The following is a 26748-nucleotide window of genomic DNA, read 5'->3' as shown; positions in this document are numbered from 1 at the left end:
GCGAGCGAGGGAAGGGGCTGGCGCGTTCGCTGATCAGCGAGTTTTCAAACGAACGCCGCCGTTACGATAATCACACTTATCGCAATGCGCGGCGTGCAAGCACATCTGTAACCGGAGCCACGCCTTCGGCTTCGGCAGGTTGTCGCAATCCTCGAACGGTGGCCGTCCCCGGGCACCGGCTCTTGACGGCCCACTTCGGCCAATCAACACTTGCCGCCATGGGCGTCTCTTGGCGGAGCGCAACAGTCGTTCAGTTCAGGGTATGGGTAGAAAAGCCGCCCCATTGCTGGAGCGGCGTAAAAGTTCGTCTTTATGCCATTAGCAGTTGACGAACCGGAGAAAGTTGTGAGTCTAGCTGCTGCCGCGCCGGTGACCGTCGCATAGTCGTTTCGGGCGCGTTACCGAAGCGCGATGTTGCGTCCTTAAATACCTCTACCACCGTTTGTCCAGTGATGAAGCCCGCATTCTCGGAAAGAAGAGATGCTACGGCCGCGGCGAGGTCCTCAGGCTTGCCAAATTGCTTCAATCGCCACAAGCGACACAAACGCTGCTCGGCTTCTCTGCCAACGGGCGTACTCTGCAGAAATAGTAGGTTCCGGCTGGCCAGGGCGCGACGGAACCGACAGTGATGCCCGTCTGCGAAGCTCAAGCGCCCATGTGCGCGTAGAGCTCATCATTGCGGCTTTCGCCGCGGCGAAAGCCGTGCGGTTGGCCACGCTATTCGATGGTCCGAAAGGACGTTAGCCCCAACGGGAATTCAAGATGATGCTGCACAAGTTCACGCGCTCGAAGCTTGGGTCCTTGTACGCCAGGAAATCGTCGTTGAACGTGCCGAAGGTGGTGCCTGGCCGATGTTTCATGCCGTCGTAGAAGGCGTCAATCATCTTGCCGGCGAAATCAGCGCCGCGCGGGAAGTCTGCGACCACCGCCGCGCGCTCTTTGTCGGTGAAGTCATCAAAGCCCCGTCCCGCCACGTCCATCCCGGCGCCGGCTTGGACCAGCGCGATCTCACCGTGCATATGCTCTGGAATGCCCGGCGTGGTATGGAGCGCTACAGCGGTCCACACCTTGGCTACGTCCGCCTCGTCGACATGATGGCTGCGTAGAAAATCGCGCGCTGCGTTGGCGCCATCGACTTCAAAACGCAGTTCACTTTCGCGATAGGCCGGCGTCAAACCGATGTCGTGGAACATGGCCGCAACGTAGAGCAGCTCCGGGTCAAAGGTGACGCTCTTTCTTTTTCCCAACAGCGCGCCCCAGAGGTAGACCCGTGTCGAGTGGTTGAACAGCAGTTCGCTTTCGGTGTCGCGAATAAGCTGTGTTACCTCCCGAACCAGCTGACTGTCAGGGATTACGATGTCGAGCGTTTGATTCGCCTGCGCTGCTTGATCTTGCTTCATCGAGGTACTCGCGCTGTAAAGAACGCGCGGTTCTTGCCGCACGCTGGATTTCCGGAGCGCCCCACGGCGGCGAAGACTGCGCACCGGAAGCGGCTGGAGGGGCTACACCCTAGGACGCTACGCTTCCTACAGGTTATGGAAAAGGCCCAAGTTTGAGGAATTCCAATGTACTATCGCGCCCATGGCAACGCTCTCTGTAAGCCTTGATCGCGCCGGGCGCATCCCGCTGTCCGCGCAAATTTACGGCTCGATTCGAGGTGCGATCGAGTCGGGCCAGCTTGCCTCCGGCGCGCGCCTGCCGTCCTGGTCCGATCTCGCTGCGCAACTCGGCGTGTCCAGGGGCACCGTGCGGGCCGCTTATGAGCGTTTGATCGACGAGCAGTTCGCGGTCGGCATGGGCGCTGCGGGCACTCGGGTAGCGGCGCGCCCCTTGCCGGCGACAACAAAATGGGCACCGGACGCACCGCCGCTTCCGGATCTCTTTTACGACTTCAGCACGGCGCCTTTGGCGTTTCAGATGGGCGTGCCCTCCCAGGACGCCTTTCCGTTTAAGTTGTGGTCGCGCATCCAGTCGCGTGCGGCGCGGCGGGCCGCAGCCGCGCCTGTGGGATATCCCGATCCCAGGGGCGAGCCGGAGTTGCGACAGGAGATCGCGTCGTATCTTGCCGTCTCACGCGGGCTTCGTTGCAGTCCGTCGCAAGTATTCGTCACGGCAGGATTTGCCGGCGCGCTCAACCTGGCGATTCGCGGGTTGCAACTGGAGGGCAGACAGGCCTGGATGGAAGATCCTGGCTTTCCGCTCACGCGTACGGCGCTCGGCCTTGCCAGCATGACCGTGGCAGCGGTTGCGGTAGACGCGGACGGGCTCGATATCGATGCAGGCCTCCGTGGTGCGCCTGAAGCCGCCCTCGCAGTGGTGACCCCTGGCCAGCAAGCGCCACTCGGAATGACGATGTCACTTCCCAGACGCGTTTCACTGCTTGGCTGGGCAAAACAAAACGACGCGTGGATCATCGAAGACGATTATCTCGGCGAGTTGCAGCTGAAAGGACGGGCCGCACCGGCACTGGCCTCGCTGGATCAAGACGGTCGGGTACTGCACATCGGCACTTTTAGTAAGACGATTAGCCCGGCACTGCGCCTGGGATTTCTTGTTGTTCCGCTCGCCATGGCGCGCCGGTTCGGCGAAGTCGCGGCGAGCCTCGCGCCCGCGCCGACTTCATCCGTGCAGCATGCTGTAACGGAGTTCATGCACGATGGACACTACCTCCGCCATCTGCGACGTATGAAGCGTCTCTATGCTGCCCGACAGGCCGCCCTGGTTCGTTGTCTGAATGAACTGTCTTCGGAATCACTCAGCGTCCACGCCGCGGCAGGCATGACTGTGGTTGCCGCGCTGCCTCAATCCGTATCGGATACGGATATCGCTTCCCGGGCGCGACTATTCGGGTTGGCCCCAGTTCCCTTGTCGCCTTGGTACACGCGCAAGCCCGCGCAACAGGGCCTGCTGCTCGGTGTCACGAATCTCAGTGAAAGAACAGTGGCGGCCAACTGTTCTCGCCTCTTGGAAATCGTTCGGGGGCGCCACTGACTTAGCGAATGCGGCCGGGACTCGCTTCTTGGTGCATTGAAATTGTTCATTCCTGGTGCTTTTGCGTGCCCCCGCGTCACATGACAATGGAGCAACACAAAGGAGCCAGACATCATGAACATCCAAACTGTTGTGAGAGCCGCCGGCGCAGCTATGGCCTTTGCCATCGCCGTTCCGGCGTCTGCGCATGGCACGACTGAAACAGTCACACCGAGTTTTCAACACGCCATTCCCAATGTACCGGGCAAGTCGTTGACCGCTGTCATCGTCGATTACCCACCGGGTGCAGCGTCGCCCGCCCATAAGCACGCGGGCTCGGCTTTCATCTATGCCTACGTCGTGTCGGGCAACGTCGAGTCCCAGGTAGACGATGGTCCAAAGCGCGTCTACCACGCTGGCGAGAGCTTCTTCGAGGCGCCTGGCGCCATTCACCGGATAAGCCGCAACGCGAGCAACACGAAGCCGGCAAAGTTGCTCGCCGTTTTCATCGCGGACAGCAACGACCAATCCCTGACTACCCCTATCAAGTAAGCCCCTCATCAAGGAGTCACATCATGAGCAAGCGTCTCGATTACACGAAGATCGCGCCCGCTGGCGTGAAAGCCCTCGGCGGCGTCTATGGCTACGTCATGCAGAGCGACCTCTCGCCGGTTCTCGTGGACCTCGTCTACCTGCGCGTCTCGCAGATCAACAACTGCGCCTATTGCCTCGACATGCATACACGCGACCTCCTGAAGAAAGGCGTGAAGATCGAAAAGCTGGCGCTTGTGCAGGCGTGGAGGGAAGCGGGCCATCTGTTCGATGACCGCGAGCGCGCAGCCCTCGCATGGGCGGAATCGGTCACGCTGGTGGCACAGACCGGTGTACCCGACGCATCCTACGAGTCTGCCCGCACCGTGTTCAATGAGCGAGAACTGGTTGACTTGACCATCGCGATCAGCCTGATGAACACCTACAACCGTATGGCAATCAGCTTCCGGAACACGCCTCAGGCTGTGCTGGAACAGTAAACCCACACTGGGTGCGCACACCATCTAAGCGCCTCGAATTCGGCAGATACTGCGCCCATATCTCAAACGCGGAACTGGAACAACTTTGCGGCATCAGTACTTACATTCGGAGTCCTATTCATGACGATCATTGCAGGCATCAAGATTCCCGACAGCGCGATGGCGCGTGCGGCCACCGAGCTTATTCGCGACACAGAGTCGGATTTACTGTTCCATCACTCGACTCGCGTGTTTCTTTTCGGCGCTTTGACAGGGGAGCGCAAGCAGCTGAAATACGATCCGGAACTTCTCTATATCGGCGCGATGTTTCATGACATCGGGCTGACAGCCCAGTTTCGCGCGTCCCAGAATCGGTTCGAAGTCGATAGCGCAAACGCCGCTCGACGTTTCCTTCAAAATCATCGCGTGCCCGAAGATGAGATTGATCTGGTATGGGACGCCATAGCGTTGCATACGACCCCCGGTATTCCCCCGTTCAAGAAGCCGGTGGTTCAACTGGTGACCGCCGGCGTCGAAATGGATGTCCTTGGCCTCGCCTACGACGAGTTCACCGAGGAGCAGCGCACGCTGGTGGTCAGCGCTCACCCACGCGGAGAGAATTTCAAGGAGCAAATCATCGATGCATTCAACGAGGGAATGAAGCATCGACCTGATTCGACCTTCGGCACAGTGAACGACGACGTCCTCGCGCTTAAGGACCCCGGCTTCCGCCGCATGAACTTCTGCAGCATCATCTTGGGCAACGCCTGGAACGACTCGCACTACGCCTGCAGGTGTCAGGATCCCGCGCATCAGCACGTGTAATTGACGGTGACCATCGTCCCGAGCGTCTTAGCAAGGATCACACAACAACCATGGAGGCGAGCGATGACATAGCGATCGCTCGCCGACATGACGGCAGCATGCATAAGCTCGTTGAAAAGGGGTTGCACTATGAAAATCGGTAACTTACTGAGCACGGCTTGCGCTGTGCTTGTCATTTCCATTCTATTCTTCGTTCGAGCGGCTGACGTCCGTGCCGCTGACCGGGCTCCTGCGCCGGACCTCCCAATCCCCGAAGCGGCCGACAGGCTTTCGGACGTCGCGATCCCCGACAGCAAGTTGGCTCGCGACGCCGCTCAATACATCCGTGATTCCGAGGGAGACTTTCTTTTTAAGCATTCAACACGGGTCTATTACTGGGCTGCCTTAGCAGCGCGACGAAGCGGCATACCTTACGACCCGCAGCTTCTGTACGTTGCGGCCATGTTTCATGACTACGGCTTGACGCAGAGGTATGCCCAAAGCCATAAGCGATATGAAGTCGACGGTGCCGACGCCGCGCGGGAATTCCTGCGAAGCCATGGAATTTCCGAAGCCGCCAGCGAACAGGTTTGGCTTGCGATTGCGCTACATACGACGAACGGTATCCCGGCGCAGGTGTCGCCGCTGGCCGCACTCGTTGCTCAGGGAGCCAACATGGACCTCGTGGGCGCGGGCTACGAAGGTTTCACCGCCGACCAGCGAGACGCCATCGAGACGGCCTATCCTCACCCGCCTGACTTCGCCGAGGCATTCATGCGTGCTCTTTATGACAGCCTTAGGCATCGGCCCGAAACAACTCAGGGCACCGGTTTGGCGGATGTAATGGCCTACGAAGATCCCCACTTCATCCGTCGAGACTTCAGCGCTCTTATGCGTAACTCTCCTTGGGCTGCAAGAAAATAGTCTATTCAGATAGAAGATTCCGGCCACTCGATAACAACCGTCCGGGGCTTAAAACGTCCTCCATATTATGGCTCGCAAGTTGGATCGAATTGATATCGCGATTCTCAACGAACTGCAACTGAACGCCCGCATTACGAACGCCGAACTGGCGCGAGCTGTCAACCTGTCGACTACGCCATGCTTCAATCGAGTTCGCGTCCTTGAAAAGCTCGGCCTCATCAAGCAGCAGGTTACCTTGCTCAATCCCGAGCCCTTAGGACTGCGGATTAACGTGTTCATTCAAGTCAGTCTGGAGAAGCAGGAAAAGTTTGCGCTGCGCCGCTTCGAGGAAGCAATCGACAAGCGCCCGGAAGTCATGGAGTGTTATTTGATGTCGGGAGATTCCGATTATCTATTGCGTGTGGTCGTCGCGGACATGCCCAGCCTCGAACGTTTCATCCTCGATGAACTGACGACTATCCCTGGCGTTGCCAACATAAGGTCAAGTTTCGCGTTAAAGCAAGTCCGCTATCGCACAGCGTTGCCATTGCCGGAGCGGGGACTCACATTGAGTTTCAAGGACGATGAGCGACCGGACTGAGACGCGCTGTCGATGCATCTGCCTGGATACTTGAGTCAATCGCGACCTTTGATGGCGCGATTTTCACCGCCCGCACGCGGTCCATAGTTGAAAAATTCTGAAGTTACGTGAATCGCAGTATAGAACGACTGCGCATGCGCAGTTTAACCGTCGAATACAGACGCACATTCCATTGGTGTCTGTGTAATCTAACGCCAGCGGTTCTCGTACTACAGACCTGCGATGCCGGACTTAACAAGTGTCTCATTGTCGACTTACGCGTCAGCGCGTCAACCGGCCGACAGTTTGTCAACGTCGCCGCGTTCGCGTCCGCTCACCTTTAATCAACCACCACCCCCTTATTGCATCGTAGTTGCAATATTCTCCGCTTACCATGGCACAAACACTTTACGACAAGTTGTGGAACGCCCACGTGGTCCACACAGAAGAAGACGGCACGACACTTCTCTATATCGATCGTCAACTGCTGCATGAAGTGACCAGCCCGCAGGCCTTCGAAGGTCTGAGAATGCAGAATCGTCCAGTGTGGCGCTACAGCGCGAACCTGGCGGTTTCAGACCATAATGTGCCAACTACCGACCGCAGCCGCGGGATCGCCGATCCTGTATCCAAGCTGCAAGTCGATACACTGGATGCGAACTGCGACGCGTATGCGATCCCCCAATTCAGGATGAACGACATCCGCCATGGCATCGTCCACATCATCGGGCCGGAGCAGGGGGCGACGCTGCCTGGCATGACGATTGTGTGCGGTGACTCGCATACCTCCACCCATGGTGCCTTTGGCGCGCTGGCGCACGGTATCGGCACGTCGGAAGTCGAGCACGTGCTGGCCACGCAAACCCTCTTACAGAAGAAGAGCAAGAACATGCTCGTGAAGGTCGAGGGCGGGTTGCCGCGCGGCTGTACCGCGAAGGACATCGTGCTCGCCATCATCGGCAAGATCGGCACGGCGGGCGGCACGGGCTACGCGATCGAATTCGGCGGCTCGACCATTCGCGCGCTGTCGATGGAAGGCCGCATGACCGTCTGCAACATGGCGATCGAAGCGGGCGCGCGCGCCGGCATGGTCGCCGTCGACGCTACGACTGTCGAGTACCTGAAGGGCCGTCCGCACTCGCCGCAAGGCGTTGAGTGGGATCGGGCCGTCGAATACTGGAAGCAGTTCAAGTCCGACGACGGCGCGCATTTCGATCGCGTCGTTGAACTGAACGCCGCCGAGATCGTGCCGCAAGTCACGTGGGGCACGTCGCCGGAAATGGTCACGTCCATCGACGGACGTGTTCCGGATCCGGAAAGAGAGAAAGATCCCGTCAAGCGCGACGCTATGGAGCGCGCGCTGCAATATATGGCGCTCGAACCGAACCTGCCCATCGAATCAATCAAGCCGGACAAGATCTTCATCGGCTCGTGCACGAATGCGCGCATCGAAGACATTCGAGCTGCCGCGTGGGTCGTGAAGAAGCTTGGCCGCCGCGTCGCGTCGAACATCCGTCTCGCGATGGTTGTGCCGGGCTCGGGTCTCGTGAAGGCGCAGGCTGAACGTGAAGGGCTCGACAAGGTCTTCACGGAAGCGGGCTTCGAATGGCGTGAGCCGGGCTGCTCGATGTGTCTTGCGATGAATGCAGATCGTCTCGAACCGGGCGAGCGTTGCGCGTCTACGTCGAACCGCAACTTTGAAGGCCGTCAGGGCGCGGGCGGACGCACGCACCTGGTTAGCCCGGCAATGGCGGCCGCCGCTGCAATCGAAGGGCATTTTGTCGATATCCGCAAGCTCGGTTGAGAGGCCAGATCATGCAGCAGGATTGTGAAAGGCTTCGGTAAGAGACACCTTGAGCAACAAACGGAAATGCAGTCACTACGGCGCTGAAGTCTTCACGGGTGGTTGCAGTCATCATCACCGGCTTGAGCCGGCGCATTGAATCATACAAAGCAAAATGGAAGAATTCACCGTACATACGGGCGTCGTTGCCCCCCTCGATCGAAAAAACGTCGACACCGATGCGATCATTCCGAAGCAGTTCCTCAGGTCAATCAAGCGCACGGGGTTTGGCCCGAATGCTTTCGACGAATGGCGCTACCTCGACAAAGGCGAACTGGGTAAGGACGACTCCAAGCGACCGCTCAATCCTCATTTCGTCCTGAACCAGCAACGCTACTGCGGCGCTTCGATTCTGCTCGCCCGGCAGAATTTCGGCTGCGGCAGTTCTCGAGAGCATGCGCCGTGGGCATTGCAGCAGTATGGATTTCGCGCACTCATCGCTCCGAGCTTCGCTGACATCTTCTACAACAACTGCTTCAAAAATGGTGTGCTGCCAATAGTATTAGCGGAGCACCAGGTCGATCGTCTGTTCGCCGATACCAACACCTTCGTCGGCTTCCAGTTGACCATCGATTTGAACGCACAGCTCGTGCGAAGTATCGATGGCAGCATTGAGTACTCCTTCGAGGTTGACGAATTCCGTAGATATTGCCTCTTGCACGGATTTGACGACATCGGACTGACGCTGCGCAGGTCGCAAAGCATCCGCCAATTCGAGAGCGGCCGGCTTAAGGAGCAACCTTGGCTCGACCTTCGGCTGGCGGGATAGATCCCTCGCCCGTCATGACGCTGCATTCGCGGCGGCCGGCGTTCGAATAGAACACAGGCGGAGGCGCTCGCGTGCATTAACCGCAAATCGTTGCGTGGCATCGCAATTAGGCCAACGCGGCCGATCCAGTTTGGAAGGTTCCTGCTTGCATCGCCGTATGTCGATTCCTCGCGGGGGATGAATTAAACCGTTCTTAACGCAGGCCACGCGCTGCCGCGGCAATCAGAAGAACATGGAGAGAGACGCAAAAATGGCTTTGAGCTCAACAAAACCTGTTAATAGCACGGCGAGAAAGCGCTGGCTGATCATTTTGCCGGCGGTGTTCGTGATGTACATGATCTCGTTCTTCGACCGAGTCAACGTCGGCATGGCACTGCCGGATATTACGAAGGAGTTCGCGCTAAACCCCGTGCAGGCCGGCTGGGTCGGAGCCGCTTTCGCGTGGGGCTACATCGTTACTCAATTGCTGGCCGGGTATCTGGCGCTTAGACTGGGCCCCCGACGGCTGATTGGGATCTGTCTTGTGCTGTTCGGCGGCCTGGCGATGCTGACGGGTCTCGCACGCAATTTCGAAGAACTGCTCGTGATCCGCTTCGCGCTTGGCCTCTCTGAAGGTCCGATATACGCGGCTTCTTCGATGTTGTTGGCTCAGTGGTTCATAAAGTCAGAAAGAGGCCGCGCGTTCGGTATCTCAAATCTCAGCGTGGCTGCAGGCGGATTCCTCGCCGGACCTATTTCCGCCATGGTTCTTGCTCACCACGACTGGCGAGTAATGATGATTGTCGAGGGGCTGCCCGCTTGGATCTTTTGTCTCGTGTGGTTTTGCGCCATCCCGCGACGGCTCGACACCGCGCGCTGGCTGTCGGTTGCGGACCGCGAACTCATCGAATTTCACATCGCTGACGAACAGGCCGCACATAAGGACAAGGAGGTCGACTCTTGGCTTACCATCTTCAAAGAACCGTTTGTCTGGTTCTTGGTGCTCGGGTTCGCCTGCAGTCAGATCATCCTGTACGGCCTGACGTTGTGGCTACCCACCATCTTCAAAAGCATCGATCAAATCAGCGGCATGATGGTTGGCGTGCTTTCGGGAGCGCCATTTGTCATGTCAATGCTCGGTATCTACTACATCGCCAATCGGTCCGATAGACATGAGCAGGAGCGTCGCTGGCACGCTGCGATACCGATGCTCATCTCTGGGGCGACTCTGATCGGTCTCGCGCTGATCCCGACGCACCTAGTCTACGCTCAAGTCGCATTGATTCTGATGGTCGGATTCGTGCTGAAAATGCCCACGCCCCTAATTTCTTCCTATTTGACGGAGATTCTGCCGCTAAGAAAGGCAGTGCCAGCCGTCGGCGTGGTCATCGGCGGCGGAAGCTTCCTGGGGCAGCTCTTCGGCCCATTGCTAGTTGGATACACGAAGTCAATTTCGACAGACTTTGGACCGTCGTTCGTCGCCCTAGGAATCGCCGGAATTTGCGGAGGTGTGATGCTGCTCGCCGCGCGCGGCGGTGGGATATCCGATGTAGCGTTCGCGAGAACAGAGCTGAAACGTGAGTAGTGGGTGACCTCACCCGACAAGATGGGAAGCTAGCGTCGTTCGTACAGACGGTCCCATGCTTCGTGCCCCGCTCTGGATTTTGCCTATCGGCCGCTTCGGGACTAGACGAGCCGTTTGAACCGCAGCTTGTCGGTGTTGATGAATGGCGGCTTGTGGCCGAATGCTTTGGTTCGCTAACGGCCGCTTTGAGGCGTTCCAGCTTCCACCCCCCGGATTCGACTGAATGACCGCTTTGGAGATGGTCGTCTGACCGGAGTGAGTCGTAATTGTTAATTCGCTGACGGCGGTAGCTGCTGTGCCGTCGCGCGACGCCGGCAACGTCTGCAATCCACCGGGGTGCAGACGCGAAACACGACCGACCTCGATGTCCGCAATGGCCGGGCCGCGTTCTTTCGTCGTGAGGAAAGGTTTCGTTCAGCCATTGCACCCGTCCTTTTGAGCAAGTTCAACAGGTGGAAGTATTAGTCGATGACCGCGAGAAGCTTCTCTTCCTTTCGCTTGTCTCTCTCAAAAAACAGGCGCACGAGAATCGCTTCTTCACTTCTTCCAACGCGGCGAGCACGACTGTGATTTGCTTCGGCTCAATGCCAGTTGCCACGTGCCTGGTGCGCGATGACTCAGCAAACTGATCCTTCATAGGCTTGATTGTGCCGGCAATGGCTGCAGCCTTCGTCGGCGGAGCTGCTCTCGGGAAGGCGTCCTCGTTCGGTGCAGCGATCACGTTCAAGACTGAGGTCGCCGATGCGGGTAAGCAAGGTCATGCACATGGGCGCGGTGTGAGACACCGGCACTATGTTAAATGGCGCGCCGCTCGGCACACGATGGAGCTTGGTCCTGCGACCTTGTCGGTTCGAAGAGGTCGACGCGCTCAGGCTCGTGACGCAATTCATCATTTGCGCTTCCAAATCCCCGATGCATTCGCCGCATAGCGACAAAAGAGCACTAAAGTTAAGCAAGAGCTTGCCGTAAACCACTCTAGGTGGGCCTGTCATGCCGCATCGACGGGCAACGAAAAGCAGCGGCCGAGCGGACGCGATAAAAACCAAGAACTGAGGGGCGAATGTCAATTGCATTCGGAAGGGCAAGGCCGTTATGGCTTGCCACGATCACTATTTTTGCCGCTACGGGGTGCGTCAACACTGGCGGCCTTCAAAGCAACAACAGAGGGGGCGCTTCTGGACAAAGCGACCTCAATATCTTCGAAAGCACATTCGCCAATCCCGATCCCTGTGCGAACAGCAGCCGGAACACCGGTATTGCAGTGGGCGTCGGCCTTGGCGCGATTCTCGGCGCAGTCATTGCGCCCAAGAATAAAGTGGCGGCAGCGGCCATCGCGGCGACGGCGGGCGGTATCGCCGGCGGACTGGTCGGCCATGCTGTCGACAGCCGGCGCTGTGCCCTTTCTAAGATTGCTGCTAAGCACGATCTCATCTATACAGCCGCGCCTCTCGAAGTCCGGGCGGCAGACACGGGAAAGACTGAACAGATCGGAAGCTCGTTCACGATCGTTGATACGACGCGCCACACGCAGTTCGAGACTGGTTCCGCGGAGCTGACACCCGACGCGAAAGTCTACTTCGCCGAAATCGCAGAACAATACCGGACATCGACCCGCTTAGCAGAAGCCTCGGGCGATGGCGACAAGGCTGCCGCAGCCGATGCGAAGATTCTGTTGATCGGCCACACGGACGACACGGGCAACTCGGAATTGAACGCCGATCTATCGGAGCGCCGCGCGCGCACGGTGGCCAAATTGTTCGCGGAACACGGCGTGGCAGCGGGGAACGTTTTTTATCAAGGCGCGGGCGAGACCTTGCCGATCGCGGATAACCGGACCGAGGAAGGACGCGCGCAGAATCGTCGCGTCGAGATCGTAGATCTGGCTGGCGCGAGAACCGACATCCTGCAAAGCTACGCGAGCAGCCGCGTTCCGAAGTATCAGTATTATCGGCCGTTGTCGTCCCAACAAGACGATGCTCGCGTGCAAGCGGCGAGCGTGAAGCCTGGCCAGACGCAGACGGCGGTCGCACAGAGGCCCGCACGTCCGAAGAAGGCGCAGACGAGCACGACCCGGATCGCCGCAGCGCCGTCGGGTTCGACTTCGAAGCCCATCGAAGCTGTCTCGACGGCGACACCTGATAGCATCGACTTCGGCTGGCGCGAAACGATGCCCGCAGCAATCGGCCTTCGTTTCGCCGCCACGCCCGTCTCGCCGTCTTTCTCCTTGATGTCCAAGGCAGTCGCCGACGAAGCGCCGGTCACGAAGAGTTGCATGAACGATCGCCCGCGCGTTTCGCACGCGATGAAGTCAGTTGCGGACGATCAGGCCGTGCCTGTGAGGGACCACGTGCAGAACTTGTACGGCAGCAGCTGGGGCGCAACGCTGAACGGACAGTATCTCGCGCTGAAGGACGTGTCCGTCCTGCGCAACGGCTCGACGGCTGGCACGAAGCCGACGTTGCTGGTCTGGAAGGACTATCAGCAGAGCGGCGGTTTGGCAGGCCCCGCACAGGTGCGCCTGTCTCCAGAAGTCAATGCCTATGCTGTGGATGGCGGCGTACTGTATCGAGTGTTCGTCAATAACGCGGCGGTATTCGATTGCGCCGACATCATCTTCGCGAACGGCAAGGCGACTGCAGGCGAACTCGTGCGCCATAAGAGCAGCCAGTATTTCACTGTCGAATACGTGCCAGTCATCGCACGCACATAAGAATAGGAAAAACGATCATGATGGACCTCATACAGGCCAATCTCAGCACCGTTATTTGGTGCGTCGTGGCCGCCGTCGTTGCGCTCGGCGCGTTCGCATACCGTTCGACGCTTGAGTTCTGGCTGAACCACTGGAAATACACGTTTCCCGTGCTAGGCAAGACTGCACGCCTCGCGCGCCACGGGATTCACGCACAGGGCGGGTGGACCGACTCGGAACGCACGCTCTGTGGCGACTACAACAAGTTCATCTCGTATCTGTCAAAGGAAGAATTCAACAAGCGCAACGCGTATCTCTCCAAGGCCGATGACAGTGGTCGCTCCCCGACGCCCGTGTGGCTTCTCGCGCTCCTGACCGTGCTGGTCATCGCCGAAGGCCTTGGGTTTTCATATCTGCTCGGAAGCTGGATGGCTCGCGACGGCAGTGCAAATACGCACACGCTGCTGATGGTGGCGATCGTACTCGTGCTCTGCGTGATCATGGTGTTCCTGACGCACGTGGCCGGGCATCAGTTATACCGCTCGAATCTTGTCGTCCGTAGCCGCAAGCAGTGGAAGCAAGACAAGACCCAGGAGCGCTTCTCAAGCCGCAAGGTCAAGCTCGACGATGACCAGTCGCTCGACGACGGCGAACCGGACTATACACAGGTCGTGAATCGCATCGGCACCAACCACAGCTACTTCATGGTGGGCGTGACGATTGCGGTGATTGTGATCATCGCTGTGACGTCGACTTGGATGCGCTGGAGCAATCTCAACGCCGAGCAGACGCGTGAAGCAATGGGCATGAGCCAAAGCGCCGATGCCGGCAATCCGTTCGCCACGGCCAATGCAGTCCCTGCGGAACTCATGTCTAGCCAGAAGGCTGCCGATGACCGGGCGCGCGCGGAAGAGTCGTCGTCGACGCGCAGCGAAGGCGCCGCCGCGTTCATCACACTCGCAGTGATTTTTGTGGTGACGCAGATCGTCGGAATCTTCGGCGGCTTCGCTTGGGGGTTCGGCGGTCGCGAGAGCCGCGCCGCGTGGAAGACGACGAAGGGCTTCACCACGTTTGAGGACTACAACAACTACTTCGCACCGCTGCGCGCGATCACGCAGTCGCAATTGGAGAATCTTCAAAAGCGGATGGCCGAGAACGCCGACATTTCGGGCAAGACGTTCACGAAGACATTCCGCGACTACGCGATGGAGTTGCGCGCACAGTCCGATCTCGATGCCGCTCCCGTTCGCGCGCCTGCCGACACGCGGACCGATGAACGAGCAGCCGCTCAGCCCGTGACACCGCCGCCCGTCGCCGATGTCGCTGCGAGCGTCACCATCGACGAACTCGTGTCGGAAATCGAGGGAACAGCAGATCTCGCGCGCAAGAAGGAGCTGATCTATCGTCTCAACGAACCGGTGCGGACGGCAGTCATCGCCGAGATCAAGTTGCGAAAGGAGCGCGCGGAGCAGGCCAAAACTGCGCTTGAATCGCAACTCGACGATCTGTTCAAGGTTTGACTGTCGACCATGAAACGAATTGTCAAAATCGCATTTGCCGCGGTCGCAATGACCCTGTCCGCAAGTACCGCGATGGCGGGCATTAGTAACGACATTCCAAGCTGTTACGCGGCCAATCACATTAATCCGCCTGCGAGTGGAATCGACCGTGAACTGTTCATGGCGATCGATCAGACGACCGTCTTCGATGAGAAGCTGCAAGCGCAGATCGCCGCGACCGCGGCTACCGCTGTCAAGCCGGGGAGCGCCTACACGCTGATCGACTTTTCGGCCTTCTCGCAAGGTCGCTATACGGAAGTGGTGACACGCGGCATCATCGAAGCGCCAATATCGGCGAAGCTGCGCGACGACGTGAGCGAACGCGCGCTACGCACGTTCGACGCGTGCATGACAGGCCAGTCTGCGTTCGCCAGGAAGTCATTGCTGGCGGCGGTCGTGCAGGTCCAGTCGACGGCGACCAATGATCTTGCGAAGTCGGACATCCTCGCCGCGCTAAAGGACATCGGCGATAAAGTGCGCGCCTCTCCGGCCGCCGACCGTGTGCTTTTCCTAGCGTCGGACATGCTCGAAAACAGCTCGGTCGCGAGCTTCTACGCCCACAACACCGTCCGGCGCGTCGATCCTGCGGTGGAGCTGAGGAAGGCGAACGCGGCGGGTCTGATCGCCGATTTCGGCGGTGCGCGTGTCTATGTGATCGGCGCCGGGCTGCTTTCCGGCGATGCGAAAGCGCGCAATGCATACCGCGATCCGCAGACGATGACAGCGCTCAGGCAGTTCTGGACACTGTATTTTCAGCAATCCAATGCGAAGGTGCAGGAGTTCGGCGCTCCTGCTCTTCTCAGCCCGATTTCGTACTGAACGGGCAACAGGACGCTTACCTGGGCGATTGCGCAACACCGAAACTCAATCCCCGGGCTAGCGGATCATCGTTAGCCGAGGATCGAGCGCAAAACGTTCGTGGTTTTTCAAGGCGAGTTGGTCTGATGCTGAAGCAACGTTGATCAGCAAGTTCCAAGAATGTTTGCTGACGGTACTCGGGACTAAGGCGAGCGGGCTTGCAGCCAACAGCGCGTCGCCGAATTTCTGTTGATTTGGGCTGACGGCACCCGGGCTCAACCAGTGCGGATTTGGAACCTCGGAAGGAAGGAGGACTTTGATCGGCGTGGTTCCGAGTTCAATCTCTAGTAGTCGATGGGGCACGCTATCCAACACGTCGAAGCCCTTGTGCACAGCAACTTCCAATATCGTAGTAGCAGGGTCCAGTGAGGCATAGATCACTCGTTGTCCGGGCGACGACCACCGTCCTCCAACGAGAAAAGCGCCTTCGGCCGTGTTCCAGGTAGGGAAGTGCTTCTCTCGTTCGAGGCGCCAAACGGTTAGTGCGCTCGTCCCAAGCCCCGCCGGCAAAGGCGTCAAGAGTACACCCCGTAGTCCATACGGGTGAGCAGTGTCTTCACCAATTCCGCACCCCCGGAGCTTTGCAACAGTTCGACCGGCCGACGCTGATCGAGCCCGATCGCGGGCTGCGATAGCCATCGCTCTGCGGCTTCCTTCGATCCGAGGACATCAATCGCCTGTTCGGTAATGCAAGCAAGCCTGAGTAGCCGATCCGTGGCATTGCTGTCGAGCAGGCGGCTTTCGTCTTTGCCGCGCTGCAGGGTTCGCTCACTCACGCCGATTGCGAGCAGTAACGCTTCACGCGAGACGACACCATACTCATCGATCATTTCGCGCGCGAGGGCCACTGGTAGACCCCTTGTTACGACGTCGTGAGCCTGTAACGGGGTCATATCAGCAACTCTTGCCATGTCCCCGAACTGTGACGTCCCGTTGCTTACATATGGTCCGAACGAAGAAATGCGGGTTTGGATCGCAAGGACGAGGCTCCGAAACGGCTTTCCCGTTTCGCTGTCGCGGACTGTCCGCTTCATCTCGATCTCCATTCTGCCACGTGTCTCTACATTTTACGCCACGTGGCGGAATTTTCACATTTCTCTATCGCCGCTATTACGGGTGGGCGCTTCCGTAGAAAATTGCCATAGGCTGGGTAGGGGGCGACGATGCTCCGAGCGACCGTCAGGTGCAGATTACGTTTCTGCGGGAATCCAATGACAAAGGTCTCACGGCGACGTCGTCGCGGCGCTTGCGGAGCGCTTCATCGGCTTGTGCGTGTTGACCGTAGGATGCTGTGGCCATGCGACCGCAGCCCCGCGATCGGGGCCGATTGCGTGCGATTGCGTGCGATTGCGTGCGATCCCGTGCTGACGGCCGGCGACTGAGCGCGACGACGTGACAGATATCTAAATATAACTATCCCGTTGTAGTTAGACGCAACCATCGGCCTGCCGATGTCGGAGGGTCAGCTTTCCGCGATGACGAACGTCGATATTAAGCTATCCTATGAAAAGTTGATAGAAACAGCTATGTCATTGTTCGGCGGAGGTAAGGTAGGGTTACAAAGCCCCGTCCGCTAGATCGGCGCGCTTTTACTTGCTCCGCCCAGTTGACCAACTCGCGGCGGAGGATCCCGCCAGGTTCGAATCTGTCGGCTCGTTCGGCAAAGACCGTCTAACCAATTCGCCCAAGAACGGCGGGCTGGCCCCCGATACAGCGTGACCGGTTCGTCGCGTGGTAGATCAGGCATGACGTGTTCGTCGATGAGCGCCAGTTTATCGCAGGAACGCGGATATTTATTGATGTGGACTTTCTGTAGATATGCAGCCGGACGCAATTCCGACACGACTCTGACGAGTTCTTCATAGGGACGCTGCGTCCGCGAACGCAATGAAAGTTGCCCGTTGTAATCTTTCCTCCTCGGTGGTACTGCTTTATTCCCTCGTCGACCTTCAACACCTTCAACATCGTGGTAGCAGACACCGGACACACGCCTCGGAACTGGCTGGATGCCAGCAGAGGCGAGGCACTTCGGTGCGCGCAACGGGTGCAAAGCCTTGACCAGCAAAATAGTGCTCAGCCGTTGTCGTTAGCAACACTACCGATCGAACCGCCCGCGTCCGGCACGCTGCCAGCAAATGGGCGATGATGGTTTCGCCGAGACCGAAACCACGGGCGTCCCGTGCAACAACGATCGAGCGCATGAGAGCGAACTCGCCGTGATATTCGACGCAGCCACACGCGATGGTCGCAGATGGATCCACTCCTACGAGGAAATTGGTCAGGTGCTCCGCAACGCCGACCGTAGGCAATTCGTTGGCTTCGAGCAATGCCTCTATCGCGGCGAGGTCGGTTGCAACTGCTATCGAAGATGCATGATGCAGGTCCTGTGTGCCAGTGAGTCTCAACAGCCGGAAGAATTTCACAGAGACGCGGAGCATTCGACAGCATGCGAATGGGCGGCGCGACGCTGAACGCGAGTGGCGACTGGAACCGCTCGCATCAGATACCCGATTGATTCACGCGCTTCATCAGTTCCTCAGCGCTCTCCTTGCGTTCGCTGTACCGGTCTACGAGGTATGGACCGATGTCGCGCGTCAGCAGCGTGAATTTGACCAGTTCCTCCATCACGTCAACGACGCGATCGAAATACGCTGAAGGTTTCATGCGGCCGGCTTCGTCGAACTCCATGAACGCCTTGGCCACCGACGACTGGTTGGGGATGGTCAGCATGCGCATCCACCGTCCGAGCACACGCATCTGGTTGACGGCGTTGAACGACTGAGAGCCGCCGCTAACCTGCATCACGGCGAGCGTCTTGCCCTGGGTGGGCCGCACCGCCCCGACCGAAAGCGGAATCCAGTCGATCTGCGCCTTCATGATGCCAGTCATCGCGCCGTGCCGCTCCGGCGAGCACCAGACCATGCCTTCCGACCACAGCACCAGCTCGCGCAGTTCAGCCACCTTGGGATGGTTGTCCGGCGCGTCGTCCGGCAGCGGCAGGCCGCTCGGATTGAATGTGCGTACTTCGGCACCCATCGCCGTGAGCAGGCGTGCGGCTTCTTCACTCAGCAGGCGGCTGAAGGAGCGCTCGCGCAGCGAACCATAGAGCAGCAGGATGCGCGGCTGATGGGGCGACGCCTTCGCAGCCTGCAGTCGATTGATATCGGGCACGCGAAACAGCGCGGGGTTCACCTGTGGGAGATCAGTAGCGAGATCGGACACGTTTGCCCTCTGTGATCGTTTCGTTATTCGTCAGGCGCACTCGTACCAGTCCTTTGAGCGGTTCACAATGCGCACCACGAGCAGCATGACGGGTACTTCGATCAGCACGCCCACGACGGTCGCGAGCGTAGCCCCGGAATTGAAGCCGAACAGACCGATTGCCGTGGCGACGGCCAGTTCGAAGAAGTTCGACGCGCCAATCAGCGCCGACGGACAGGCAATGTTGTGCTTTTCGCCGACCGCGCGATTGAGCCCATATGCAAGGGCCGAGTTGAAGAACACCTGGATCAGGATCGGCACAGCGAGCAGCACGATGACGAGCGGCTGCTTCAGGATGGCTTCGCCCTGGAACCCGAAGAGCAGCACCAGCGTCGCCAGTAATGCTGTGATGGACCACGGGCCGATCTTTGCCAACGCGGCATCGAACGCGGCCTGCGCCCTAACGAGTAGCACCTTGCGCAGGATCTGCGCGAGGACGACCGGAATCACGATGTAGAGCACGACGCACGTGAGCAGCGTCGCCCACGGCACCGTGATCGCGGAAATGCCGAGCAGCATGCCGACGAGCGGCGCAAAGGCGACCACCATGATGCTGTCGTTCAGCGCGACCTGTGAGAGCGTGAACAGAGGATCGCCGCCGGTCAGCCGGCTCCAGACAAAGACCATCGCCGTGCAGGGCGCGGCGGCAAGCAGGATCAGGCCCGCGACATAACTGTCGAGTTGCTCTGCAGGCAGCATTGGCGCGAACAGGTGCTTGATGAAGAGCCACGCGAGCAGCGCCATCGAGAACGGTTTGATCAGCCAGTTCACGACGAGCGTGACGCCGATGCCCTTAACGTGCTGGCGCACCTCGTGCAGCGAGCCGAAGTCGACCTTGACGAGCATCGGGATGATCATCACCCAGATCAGCAGGCCGACCGGCAGATTGACGTGCGCATATCCCATCCGGCCGATTGCCTCGAAGACACCAGGCAGGACCTGTCCAAGCAGAATGCCCGCGACGATGCACAGCGCGACCCAGACGGTCAGGTATCGCTCGAAGAAGCTGATGGCCGGTTTCGCGGGCGGCTTCCCCGAAGCGGCAACATTGGGGGTGTTCATGGGTGACTCGATGGAAAGGGTTCAGCTCTGAAGGATGTCGTTCAGCGCCTGCGGCAGTTGGGCGTTGTCCAGCCGCTCCAGAGCGAGCGCGAGCAGTTGCAGCGTGCGGTAGCCGATCGCTTCGCGCGTGAGTTCGAACGTCTGCCGCTTGCCTTCATCGCCGCCCGGCGCGTTCGCCGGATCGGCGTAGCCCCAGTGAACCTTGACGGGGCTGCCCGGCCAGAACGGACACGGTTCGGCCGCAGCGCTGTCGCAGACCGTGATGACGATGCGCATCTGCGGCGCGCCGTCCTGCGCGAATTCATCCCAGCTTTTGCTGCGATAGCCTTGCGTGTTGATACCTGCGTTCGTCAGCGCTTCGCGCGCGAACGGATTGATGCGGCCGCTCGGGGCGCTGCCCGCGCTGTACGCGCGGACGTCCTTGCCGAGCTTCTTCCCAATGGTTCAGCATGCCTTCGGATAGCACGCTGCGCGCAGAATTGTGGGTGCAGAGAATCAATACGTTCGTGGTCATGGGGTTATCAGCGGACAGCGTAGTCAGCAACAGGCCGAGCCGGCAGGCTTCACAGCAATGCGAATTGGTTTGCCGCTCGGAGCCCGGCAGGACGTTGCCCCTGACGACGGCGATGTCTTCCGGCTCTCGCCATATACGGGCGCGCCGTCCAGCGTATGGAAGTGTTCCCAGGCAATACCCTGCGGATCGAGAACCCAGTGCTTGTCGCTGCGCGCATAACAGCAGGTGGTTTCGCCCTGATCGAGCAGGGCCAGGTCCGCGGCCTCGGCCCTCTTCGCGAGTTCGGCAAGCTCGGCGGCGGCGTCCACCTGGAAGCCGAGGTGATCCACGCCGACTTTCATGCCTCGCGTCGAGATCGCAAAGTTCACGCGGGGATCGTCCAGCATCCATTTCGCGTAGTCGGCCTCGACGCGTGCCGGTTCGGCGGCGAGCAGTTTCGAATAGAACGCGACACTGGCTGCGATGTCGTCAACGTGGACGTGGATGTGAAACCGCTTCATGGTGGTTCTCCATCAGAATTTGCATGAGGCCGCGCCAGGTTCAAGGCAAGGCTGCCCCTGACAGCAGTTTTCGGTCAGAAAGCCAAGCACCGCGCTCATCTGGTCATAACCGGCCCGATAGATCAGGCTGCGCCCGTCGCGCTCCTGCGTGACGAGGCCAGCGTGCATCAGTTCCTTCAGGTGAAAGGAGAGCGTCGCGTTCGGAACGTCGAGCTGGTCCGCCATGGCGCCCGGGGTCAAGCCGGTTGGACCCGCGACGACCAGCATGCGGAACACACGCAGGCGTAGTTCGTGGGCGAGCGCCGCAAGGGCGCGAATAACGTCTTTTTCTTCCATATTTCCAATATATTCGAAATATTGCAAGGAAGCAAGTCGCTTCGGCAGTTTACCGGGGCAATGACGACTATCGTTTTGCGAGCGGGTCTGGCCGGTACAGTGGGTCGACGGGCAGTTCAGGATCGCCTCCGCCCGAAACGCGAGCGCCGGCAGTAGCTGACTCCGTATGCAAATCGCATCAGACACTCATCGGCCACGAGCTGACGTTCGCAACCATCGCCACGGCATTCAGATGGCCGGATCTGCCCGCAATTAGACGCGCGATGGGCACAACTCTGTTGCTCCGTCTCCTACTGAATCGCGAGGTGAGCCAATTTATGGCGCCTTAGCGCTGCTCGCACGTACTCGCGGCGGACCCTTCACAACGGCCGCAGCATCGGTCAACATAAGAGGAACGGGCTATGGCTAACGTCCAAACGCTGGACGAAAGTAGTGGCCGGTGGGCCAATTGTCGGATCGCTCGTATGAATCTGAATGGCGCTTTGATAGGACCGGCCAAGGAGCTATGGAAGACCATGTTGGCAACGCCTGCGTTTTTTTAGACGGAACCAGCAAGTTGGGAGAAAACGTCGCATAAATCGCAGGCTGGCCTAATTCGCAATGAAGGCCATGACATGATGGCGTCGCGTGCACGTGACTCGCACGACGCGCCCACACGGCTGACGTCATGAAACTAGTCAGCGGATTTCATCGGGGGCCGCAGCGTCTAAGGCTGCAACAAGCCCGGATATACGACTGCAACCCATCTTGTCCAGGTCGATTCACATAAAAACTGGCGCAAGCGGGACGCGTTCATATACGGTCCTAGAAGAATACTGGCAAGCGGACGTCCATCGGGATGAAATTCTTTCCGTAGCGGACGTTAGCGCCGTCGGAGCGACCACAGCGGCACAATCTTCCACGGTCGCCAAAAGCGAAGTGGTAGGAAGATGAGATCATCTTGTGTTCAGCATGCCGCAGATCTCGGGGTAACTGCACGCGGAAAAGATCTCGCGCCAGACGGAATTCAAGATTTTTGCGGTTTCAGCGCGTCACGACAGCGTGCCCACAATTCGACCACCTCCGCACTCGTCAGATCCAGCGCAAGTGACTCGGTGAAAGTACTTTCGACTTGGGGGCAGCGACGCTTTTGTTTGACGTGTTCTCTGCAAAGTTTCAACGCGAGTTGGCCAAGCTGAACGCGCGTCATCCAGTCAAAGGATGTTGTCGATCGTGCCTGCCACAGGCGCGTAGATTCGACTAAGTGAGGAAGTGACCATGTTCGCGTCAGTCCGTACGACACTAGCGTCGCACAAACTAGGTAGCAGACGCAATGGACCCGGGTGCCGTCGGTGTCAAATTGAACGTTGAATTCGCGCATAGAGCATCGCACAGGAACTGACATTGAGTACGGCGCGCCAGCAATCAGACGGCGGCTGGCTTCACCGCTAGCAGAAAGGTTAGGGCATCCTGCAAAATTCATCTACGTTCAAGTTTGAAATGCAGCGTTTCGCGGACGACGACACGTGCACCACGAAAAAATTCAGCGGTAGCGAGGTTCACGAAATCGTCGATCGGAGTTCGGGGGCAAATGCGGGTTGCTATGTCAGCTCGAGAAAAGTGCCGAACTTTCGCCCGCAAAGCGCTCACATACGAACGCGGACCTCGTCGGGCCGCCCCCAACTTCGTGATCGCTCAGGATGCGTTGCCGGCTAAGAAGGTTTGACGTGGGCGGATTTTCACTGAAGCATCGATGCATCGGATCTTCGAACGTCCGCTCCGCTGACAATGCCGGCCGACAAGGCGTCCGATTGGCGAACGGCGGCAACGAGTGAGCTCCGGTAGTTGGGCCGCAGGCGTAGTCGAGCGGGGTCGTGAAGAAACTTCTGCACGTTCGGCCAGAGACGCTTCTGACCGCACGGGGTCGTGGTTCCGCAGCCGTCCGAAGGAGAATCTTGCATAAGAAGCGGCTCTTTTTGGCCGGGCCGATCGACTGAGTGATGCCTGGGCGTGCGGTCAATTCGCTGTTGAAATATTGGTATCGCGGCGCGTGCTCAAAATACGTTCTGCCGAATATGGGACGATTAAGGCCGCGCTTTGCTTAGACGGGACAAATAGCAAGCGAATCCCAATATTCTTGGAGACTGCAATCGTGAGTGAAGTCTCACTGGCGTCTGTCTCCCGACCGTGCGCAATCACTCCACGCTCGTAAAACTCGGATACGAATAAACCTGGCGGAGCGCGGATTCATATATGCCCGTGGCTCTGAAAGGAAGTTGGTTTGCTGTTGAACGCATGCGCAGAAATGAACGGCAGTCCCGATAGGACTGCAAGGGCGCATCGATTGAAGCTAAGCTAATTCGATGAACGGTAACGGAACGATCAGCAGACTTGTCAACAACGTCGGTTAGGATGACCGCTCGTAGACGTCCTCAATCTTCCGTTGTATCGAACAATCTTTGCAACGCAAATGAGCCGACTGTCTAGCGTCACTCAATTTTCCTCGGTTTGCGAAAAAACATCGTATCTTCCGACGACTCAGTCCTTAAATAGTGTTTCAATCCGATTGCTACTTATGCACTAGCGTTAAATGTATTTTGTTGCATGCTCGTGCAACCACTTTAGCTTTGTGTAGGGCTTGCACCTTTATTTCTGGCTTTTTTGGTCGCGGCGCTACGAGTTTACTTCGAACTCGGATACCTATGAAGTTAGGGAGAGTCGATGTGCGGCTAATCCCTAGAGTTGGGGTCGGAGTTGGGGTTGGGGTTGGGGTTGGGGTTGGGGTTGGGGTTGGGGTTGGGGTTGGGGTTGGGGTTGGGGTTGGGGTGAGCAACTTTAGACAAAGCCCGCATCAATACAATGCGATTCGTGGCTCAAAAAAATCGCATAGATTGAACGCGAGCGACGAAGATTAGGTAGAGGCGCACATGGGAAAAGTGGTGTGCCATGGCTTCTCGAATATAATCAAAATCAAGAACGCCACGACGAAAAGACCTTGCAAGTTTTTACCTTCTTGTGTGCGGGCCCATATTTTATTCGGATCACTGATTCGCGTTCGAGCGTTTAAAACTGGAGCGTTCGAGTTTAAGGCGCCGAGAGTTCTTGAAAATGGTTGCTGAACTTCGCACTTAAAATACATGCGAGTTGCCTTTGCACCTGTTCTCGCGCTCCCCACCGTCGCGAACGTCCCAGCGCGGGGCCTCGAGACACGCGTCGACGCTCCCTAGCGATTCTCTTCCCCAGTGCTGTTCAACAACGGCCATGGCGGCCTGAAATTCATACGAGACAACAAAATAGATCGTCGACTGTAAGTCACAAAGTACACATTACGGCGCCACTCTGTCACGGCGTATCTGATGATGGGAGTCGGCAGTGCCGTGACTCCGCAAGTGGGGTTTGACTCCAACCACATCTTCGGCAACATATATCGGCGCTCTTGGTGGCTTGGGGGTCTGCGGAGTGTCAACTATCGCGCTGAAACTGCGCCTACTTAAAGCGACGCGCGCTTAAACACGAACCGCGGCACGTTCCGGATGATCAGCATAATCCCCCACCAGAACCACGGCGTATAAAGCACGTCCTTCTTCCTGTCGATTCCGCGCACGATGTCCTTCGCGACCTTCTCCGGTGTCGCGACGAGCGGCCCGGGCAACGGCAGCCCCGCAGTCATTGGCGTGGCGACGAAGCCCGGCTTGATATCGACGACATGCACGCCGACCTTGAACAACCGCGCGCGCAAGCCTTCGAGAAACGCCTGCAACGCGGCCTTCGCGCTGCCATAAAGATAATTCGACGGACGCCCGCGATCGCCCGCCACTGACGAGATCACCGCGAGCGCCCCGTGCCGCTGCGCCTCAAGCCGATTGGCGATCGGCGTGATGAGCGCGATCAGCGAAAGCGCGTTGGTATGAAACTCGCGCACCGCGACGGCGGGGTCGCTCTGGCAGGCCGCCTGGTCCGGCAGCGTGCCCGACGCAATCAGCACGATATCGATCGAATCCATGTGCGCGGCGCAGTCAGCGAGCATCGCGGCGTGATCGTCGAGCTTGTCGATATCGAGCCAATACGCGGCGACCAAAGCCGCGCCCCGCGCCGTCAAATCGGCGGCGACCTGCTCCATGCGTTCCTGATTGCGCGCGACGAGAAAGAAGCGCGCGCCTTTCGCGGCCCATTCTCGCGCGCAGGCGATGGCGATAGCGGACGTGGCGCCCACGATGACGATGTTCTTCATAGGCCAGTCATTCGTTTCCAGAAATGCGACAGCATGGCCGGATCGCGAAGCGATTCGAGCTCCTGCCATCGAGGATAAGCGGCGCGGAAATCGGCGCCCGACATGTGCGCGTCCTTGGCCGGGTAGATGCGTCCGCCAGCATCGCGCACGATCGCGTCGAGCGCGTCGAAGAGCTGCGAATTACGCAATTCATGCTGCGGAAAGTCGAGCGCGAGCGAGGTGCCTTCCATCGGAAACGACAGCAGCCCCGGCGACGGAATGTTCCCGCAGCGCTTGAGCACCGCGAGAAACGAACCCGTGCCGCTCGATGAAATGCGATTGAGCATCGCGCGCACCGCATCGCGCGCGCTCGCTGCCGGCACGACGCACTGATACTGCTGAAACCCCTGCGGCCCGTAGATGCGGTTCCATTCGAGCAGACTGTCGAGCGGATAGAAATAGCCGTCGTAACCGACGCGCGAAAGCTCGATCGCGCGTCGCTGCTTCCGGTAGTACAGCTCGTTGAACGCGCGCAGCGTGAGGCCGTTGATGAGCGAAACGGGCGGCGTGAACGGCACGCGGCGCGTGTTGCGCTGTTCGACATCGAGCGAGCCGTGGATTGCGTGATCGCCCGCCATGAAGATGCCGCGCCCGAGCGCCGGTCCGCGGCTCGCGCAATCGACCCACGCGACGCAATACTCGTGCTTCGCGTCGTACTCTTCCGAGAGATCGAAGAACTCGTCGAGCTTGCCGAAGCGGATGCTCGTCACGTCGATGAGACTCGTGCGGATCTGCATCAGCGAGAACTCGGCCCACAGGATGAGTCCCGTCAGCCCGAGCCCGCCGATCGTCGCATTGAACATCTCCGTGTTCGATTCCGGCGAGCATTCGATGAACGTGCCGTCGCTGCGCGCGAGGCCGAACGCGCGCACATGCCGCCCGAACGTGCCGCGCACGTGATGATTCTTGCCGTGCACGTCGTTGGCGATCGCGCCGCCCAGCGTCAGGTACTTCGTGCCCGGCGTGACCGGCAGCATCCAGCCGCGCGGCACCGCGAGCGCGAGAATCTGCTCGAACGTGATGCCGGGCTCGGCGCGCACGATGCCGCGCGTCCAGTCGGCGGCGATGATCCGGTCGAGCGCGAGCGTCTGAAAGACGTGATTCGAACTCGCGAGGCAGACGTCGCCGTAGCTTCGGCCATTGCCGAACGCGAGCGTCGTGCCGTGTTCGCGCTGCACGTCGCGCCATCGCGCCTGCGCTTCGTCGCGCCAGTGCGCGGCGTGCGCGGTCTGCGGCAGGCGCGGGTAGCGGCCCCAGGAAAGCAGTTCGCTCATCGG

General features: G+C 59.0%; 22 protein-coding genes and 1 pseudogene. 12 read left to right on the top strand and 11 right to left on the bottom strand.

The window, feature by feature from the left end:
* Window positions 1–740: 740 nt before the first annotated feature.
* Entirely contained in the window at window positions 741–1400 is a 660-nt protein-coding gene (locus LDZ23_RS10685) for an HD domain-containing protein (protein ID WP_244807520.1), read from the bottom strand.
* A 181-nt stretch (window positions 1401–1581) separates the two neighbouring features.
* Here LDZ23_RS10685 and pdxR point away from each other — a divergent pair, with 181 nt between their 5' ends.
* The 12 genes from pdxR to LDZ23_RS10625 all read left to right on the top strand — a co-directional run bounded on the left by pdxR (window position 1582) and on the right by LDZ23_RS10625 (window position 15510).
* On the top strand, window positions 1582–2991 hold the full coding sequence (gene pdxR / locus LDZ23_RS10680; protein ID WP_244807519.1) for a MocR-like pyridoxine biosynthesis transcription factor PdxR: 1410 nt from the start codon (window positions 1582–1584) through the stop codon (window positions 2989–2991).
* 114 nt (window positions 2992–3105) lie between these two features.
* Window positions 3106–3522 carry a cupin domain-containing protein gene (locus tag LDZ23_RS10675; RefSeq protein ID WP_244807518.1) on the top strand — a complete coding sequence of 139 codons (417 nt, stop codon included), beginning with the start codon at window positions 3106–3108 and terminating at the stop codon, window positions 3520–3522.
* 23 nt (window positions 3523–3545) lie between these two features.
* Window positions 3546–4001, top strand: a complete 456-nt coding sequence (locus tag LDZ23_RS10670; protein WP_244807517.1) for a carboxymuconolactone decarboxylase family protein — start codon at window positions 3546–3548, stop codon at window positions 3999–4001.
* A 120-nt stretch (window positions 4002–4121) separates the two neighbouring features.
* Complete coding sequence (locus tag LDZ23_RS10665; RefSeq protein ID WP_244807516.1) at window positions 4122–4805, top strand: HD domain-containing protein; 684 nt, start codon at window positions 4122–4124, stop codon at window positions 4803–4805.
* Between the two features lie 129 nt (window positions 4806–4934).
* Window positions 4935–5708 carry an HD domain-containing protein gene (locus LDZ23_RS10660; protein WP_244807515.1) on the top strand — a complete coding sequence of 258 codons (774 nt, stop codon included), beginning with the start codon at window positions 4935–4937 and terminating at the stop codon, window positions 5706–5708.
* Window positions 5709–5775: 67 nt separating this feature from the next.
* The gene (locus LDZ23_RS10655) at window positions 5776–6288 is read left to right on the top strand and encodes an Lrp/AsnC family transcriptional regulator (RefSeq protein ID WP_244807514.1); all 513 of its coding nucleotides are present in this window, start codon (window positions 5776–5778) and stop codon (window positions 6286–6288) included.
* Window positions 6289–6661: 373 nt separating this feature from the next.
* Complete coding sequence (gene leuC, locus LDZ23_RS10650; RefSeq protein WP_244807513.1) at window positions 6662–8071, top strand: 3-isopropylmalate dehydratase large subunit; 1410 nt, start codon at window positions 6662–6664, stop codon at window positions 8069–8071.
* A gap of 154 nt (window positions 8072–8225) precedes the next feature.
* Window positions 8226–8879: a 3-isopropylmalate dehydratase small subunit gene (gene leuD / locus LDZ23_RS10645; RefSeq protein WP_244807512.1), complete on the top strand. Its 654-nt coding sequence runs from the start codon at window positions 8226–8228 to the stop codon at window positions 8877–8879.
* Window positions 8880–9129: 250 nt separating this feature from the next.
* The gene (locus LDZ23_RS10640) at window positions 9130–10443 is read left to right on the top strand and encodes an MFS transporter (protein WP_244807511.1); all 1314 of its coding nucleotides are present in this window, start codon (window positions 9130–9132) and stop codon (window positions 10441–10443) included.
* Between the two features lie 1060 nt (window positions 10444–11503).
* Window positions 11504–13153, top strand: a complete 1650-nt coding sequence (locus LDZ23_RS10635; RefSeq protein ID WP_244807510.1) for an OmpA family protein — start codon at window positions 11504–11506, stop codon at window positions 13151–13153.
* Window positions 13154–13170: 17 nt separating this feature from the next.
* Window positions 13171–14652 (top strand): hypothetical protein, encoded by a 1482-nt coding sequence (locus LDZ23_RS10630; protein ID WP_244807509.1) that lies wholly within the window; start codon window positions 13171–13173, stop codon window positions 14650–14652.
* A 159-nt stretch (window positions 14653–14811) separates the two neighbouring features.
* On the top strand, window positions 14812–15510 hold the full coding sequence (locus tag LDZ23_RS10625) for a hypothetical protein (RefSeq protein ID WP_244807508.1): 699 nt from the start codon (window positions 14812–14814) through the stop codon (window positions 15508–15510).
* A 57-nt stretch (window positions 15511–15567) separates the two neighbouring features.
* Here the strand turns inward: LDZ23_RS10625 and LDZ23_RS10620 are convergent, their stop codons facing one another.
* From LDZ23_RS10620 to LDZ23_RS10575, 10 genes and pseudogenes are all read right to left on the bottom strand, one after another.
* Window positions 15568–16059: an RES family NAD+ phosphorylase gene (locus LDZ23_RS10620; RefSeq protein WP_244808132.1), complete on the bottom strand. Its 492-nt coding sequence runs from the start codon at window positions 16057–16059 to the stop codon at window positions 15568–15570.
* Window positions 16060–16064: 5 nt separating this feature from the next.
* Complete coding sequence (gene parS / locus LDZ23_RS10615; protein ID WP_034474360.1) at window positions 16065–16583, bottom strand: Xre family toxin-antitoxin system antitoxin; 519 nt, start codon at window positions 16581–16583, stop codon at window positions 16065–16067.
* Window positions 16584–17507: 924 nt separating this feature from the next.
* Window positions 17508–17750: a GNAT family N-acetyltransferase gene (locus LDZ23_RS10610; RefSeq protein ID WP_244808131.1), complete on the bottom strand. Its 243-nt coding sequence runs from the start codon at window positions 17748–17750 to the stop codon at window positions 17508–17510.
* 298 nt (window positions 17751–18048) lie between these two features.
* Window positions 18049–18771: an arsenical resistance protein ArsH gene (arsH, locus tag LDZ23_RS10605; protein ID WP_034474331.1), complete on the bottom strand. Its 723-nt coding sequence runs from the start codon at window positions 18769–18771 to the stop codon at window positions 18049–18051.
* 30 nt (window positions 18772–18801) lie between these two features.
* Entirely contained in the window at window positions 18802–19872 is a 1071-nt protein-coding gene (gene arsB / locus LDZ23_RS10600) for an ACR3 family arsenite efflux transporter (RefSeq protein ID WP_244807507.1), read from the bottom strand.
* 21 nt (window positions 19873–19893) lie between these two features.
* Window positions 19894–20386, bottom strand: a pseudogene (locus tag LDZ23_RS10595) (arsenate reductase ArsC).
* 23 nt (window positions 20387–20409) lie between these two features.
* Window positions 20410–20886 carry an ArsI/CadI family heavy metal resistance metalloenzyme gene (locus tag LDZ23_RS10590; RefSeq protein ID WP_244807506.1) on the bottom strand — a complete coding sequence of 159 codons (477 nt, stop codon included), beginning with the start codon at window positions 20884–20886 and terminating at the stop codon, window positions 20410–20412.
* 12 nt (window positions 20887–20898) lie between these two features.
* On the bottom strand, window positions 20899–21222 hold the full coding sequence (locus tag LDZ23_RS10585) for an ArsR/SmtB family transcription factor (RefSeq protein ID WP_244808130.1): 324 nt from the start codon (window positions 21220–21222) through the stop codon (window positions 20899–20901).
* Window positions 21223–24691: 3469 nt separating this feature from the next.
* On the bottom strand, window positions 24692–25432 hold the full coding sequence (locus LDZ23_RS10580; RefSeq protein WP_244807505.1) for an SDR family oxidoreductase: 741 nt from the start codon (window positions 25430–25432) through the stop codon (window positions 24692–24694).
* Window positions 25429–26745, bottom strand: coding sequence for an FAD-binding oxidoreductase (locus LDZ23_RS10575; RefSeq protein WP_008342554.1), 1317 nt, complete (start codon window positions 26743–26745; stop codon window positions 25429–25431). The genes LDZ23_RS10580 and LDZ23_RS10575 overlap by 4 nt, the downstream gene beginning before the upstream one ends.
* Window positions 26746–26748: the final 3 nt, after the last annotated feature.

Source organism: Caballeronia zhejiangensis (assembly GCF_022879815.1).
GTDB classification, from domain to species: Bacteria; Pseudomonadota; Gammaproteobacteria; order Burkholderiales; family Burkholderiaceae; genus Caballeronia; species Caballeronia zhejiangensis.
Note: the sequence above shows the minus strand (reverse complement) of the source record. Positions and strands in the feature narration are given on the sequence as shown.

Excerpts from the sequence above, each read along its gene's own strand:
- LDZ23_RS10685 (WP_244807520.1), bottom strand. The coding sequence starts at position 1,400 with ATGAAGCAAGATCAAGCAGCGCAGGCGAATCAAACGCTCGACATCGTA.
- parS (WP_034474360.1), bottom strand. The coding sequence starts at position 16,583 with ATGAAGCGGACAGTCCGCGACAGCGAAACGGGAAAGCCGTTTCGGAGC.
- LDZ23_RS10575 (WP_008342554.1), bottom strand. The coding sequence starts at position 26,745 with ATGAGCGAACTGCTTTCCTGGGGCCGCTACCCGCGCCTGCCGCAGACC.
- LDZ23_RS10630 (WP_244807509.1), top strand. The coding sequence starts at position 13,171 with ATGATGGACCTCATACAGGCCAATCTCAGCACCGTTATTTGGTGCGTC.
- LDZ23_RS10655 (WP_244807514.1), top strand. The coding sequence starts at position 5,776 with ATGGCTCGCAAGTTGGATCGAATTGATATCGCGATTCTCAACGAACTG.
- LDZ23_RS10670 (WP_244807517.1), top strand. The coding sequence starts at position 3,546 with ATGAGCAAGCGTCTCGATTACACGAAGATCGCGCCCGCTGGCGTGAAA.
- LDZ23_RS10665 (WP_244807516.1), top strand. The coding sequence starts at position 4,122 with ATGACGATCATTGCAGGCATCAAGATTCCCGACAGCGCGATGGCGCGT.
- LDZ23_RS10640 (WP_244807511.1), top strand. The coding sequence starts at position 9,130 with ATGGCTTTGAGCTCAACAAAACCTGTTAATAGCACGGCGAGAAAGCGC.
- leuD (WP_244807512.1), top strand. The coding sequence starts at position 8,226 with ATGGAAGAATTCACCGTACATACGGGCGTCGTTGCCCCCCTCGATCGA.
- pdxR (WP_244807519.1), top strand. The coding sequence starts at position 1,582 with ATGGCAACGCTCTCTGTAAGCCTTGATCGCGCCGGGCGCATCCCGCTG.
- LDZ23_RS10580 (WP_244807505.1), bottom strand. The coding sequence starts at position 25,432 with ATGAAGAACATCGTCATCGTGGGCGCCACGTCCGCTATCGCCATCGCC.
- leuC (WP_244807513.1), top strand. The coding sequence starts at position 6,662 with ATGGCACAAACACTTTACGACAAGTTGTGGAACGCCCACGTGGTCCAC.
- LDZ23_RS10610 (WP_244808131.1), bottom strand. The coding sequence starts at position 17,750 with ATGCGCTCGATCGTTGTTGCACGGGACGCCCGTGGTTTCGGTCTCGGC.
- arsB (WP_244807507.1), bottom strand. The coding sequence starts at position 19,872 with ATGAACACCCCCAATGTTGCCGCTTCGGGGAAGCCGCCCGCGAAACCG.
- LDZ23_RS10585 (WP_244808130.1), bottom strand. The coding sequence starts at position 21,222 with ATGGAAGAAAAAGACGTTATTCGCGCCCTTGCGGCGCTCGCCCACGAA.
- LDZ23_RS10590 (WP_244807506.1), bottom strand. The coding sequence starts at position 20,886 with ATGAAGCGGTTTCACATCCACGTCCACGTTGACGACATCGCAGCCAGT.
- LDZ23_RS10660 (WP_244807515.1), top strand. The coding sequence starts at position 4,935 with ATGAAAATCGGTAACTTACTGAGCACGGCTTGCGCTGTGCTTGTCATT.
- LDZ23_RS10625 (WP_244807508.1), top strand. The coding sequence starts at position 14,812 with ATGGCGATCGATCAGACGACCGTCTTCGATGAGAAGCTGCAAGCGCAG.
- LDZ23_RS10635 (WP_244807510.1), top strand. The coding sequence starts at position 11,504 with ATGTCAATTGCATTCGGAAGGGCAAGGCCGTTATGGCTTGCCACGATC.
- LDZ23_RS10675 (WP_244807518.1), top strand. The coding sequence starts at position 3,106 with ATGAACATCCAAACTGTTGTGAGAGCCGCCGGCGCAGCTATGGCCTTT.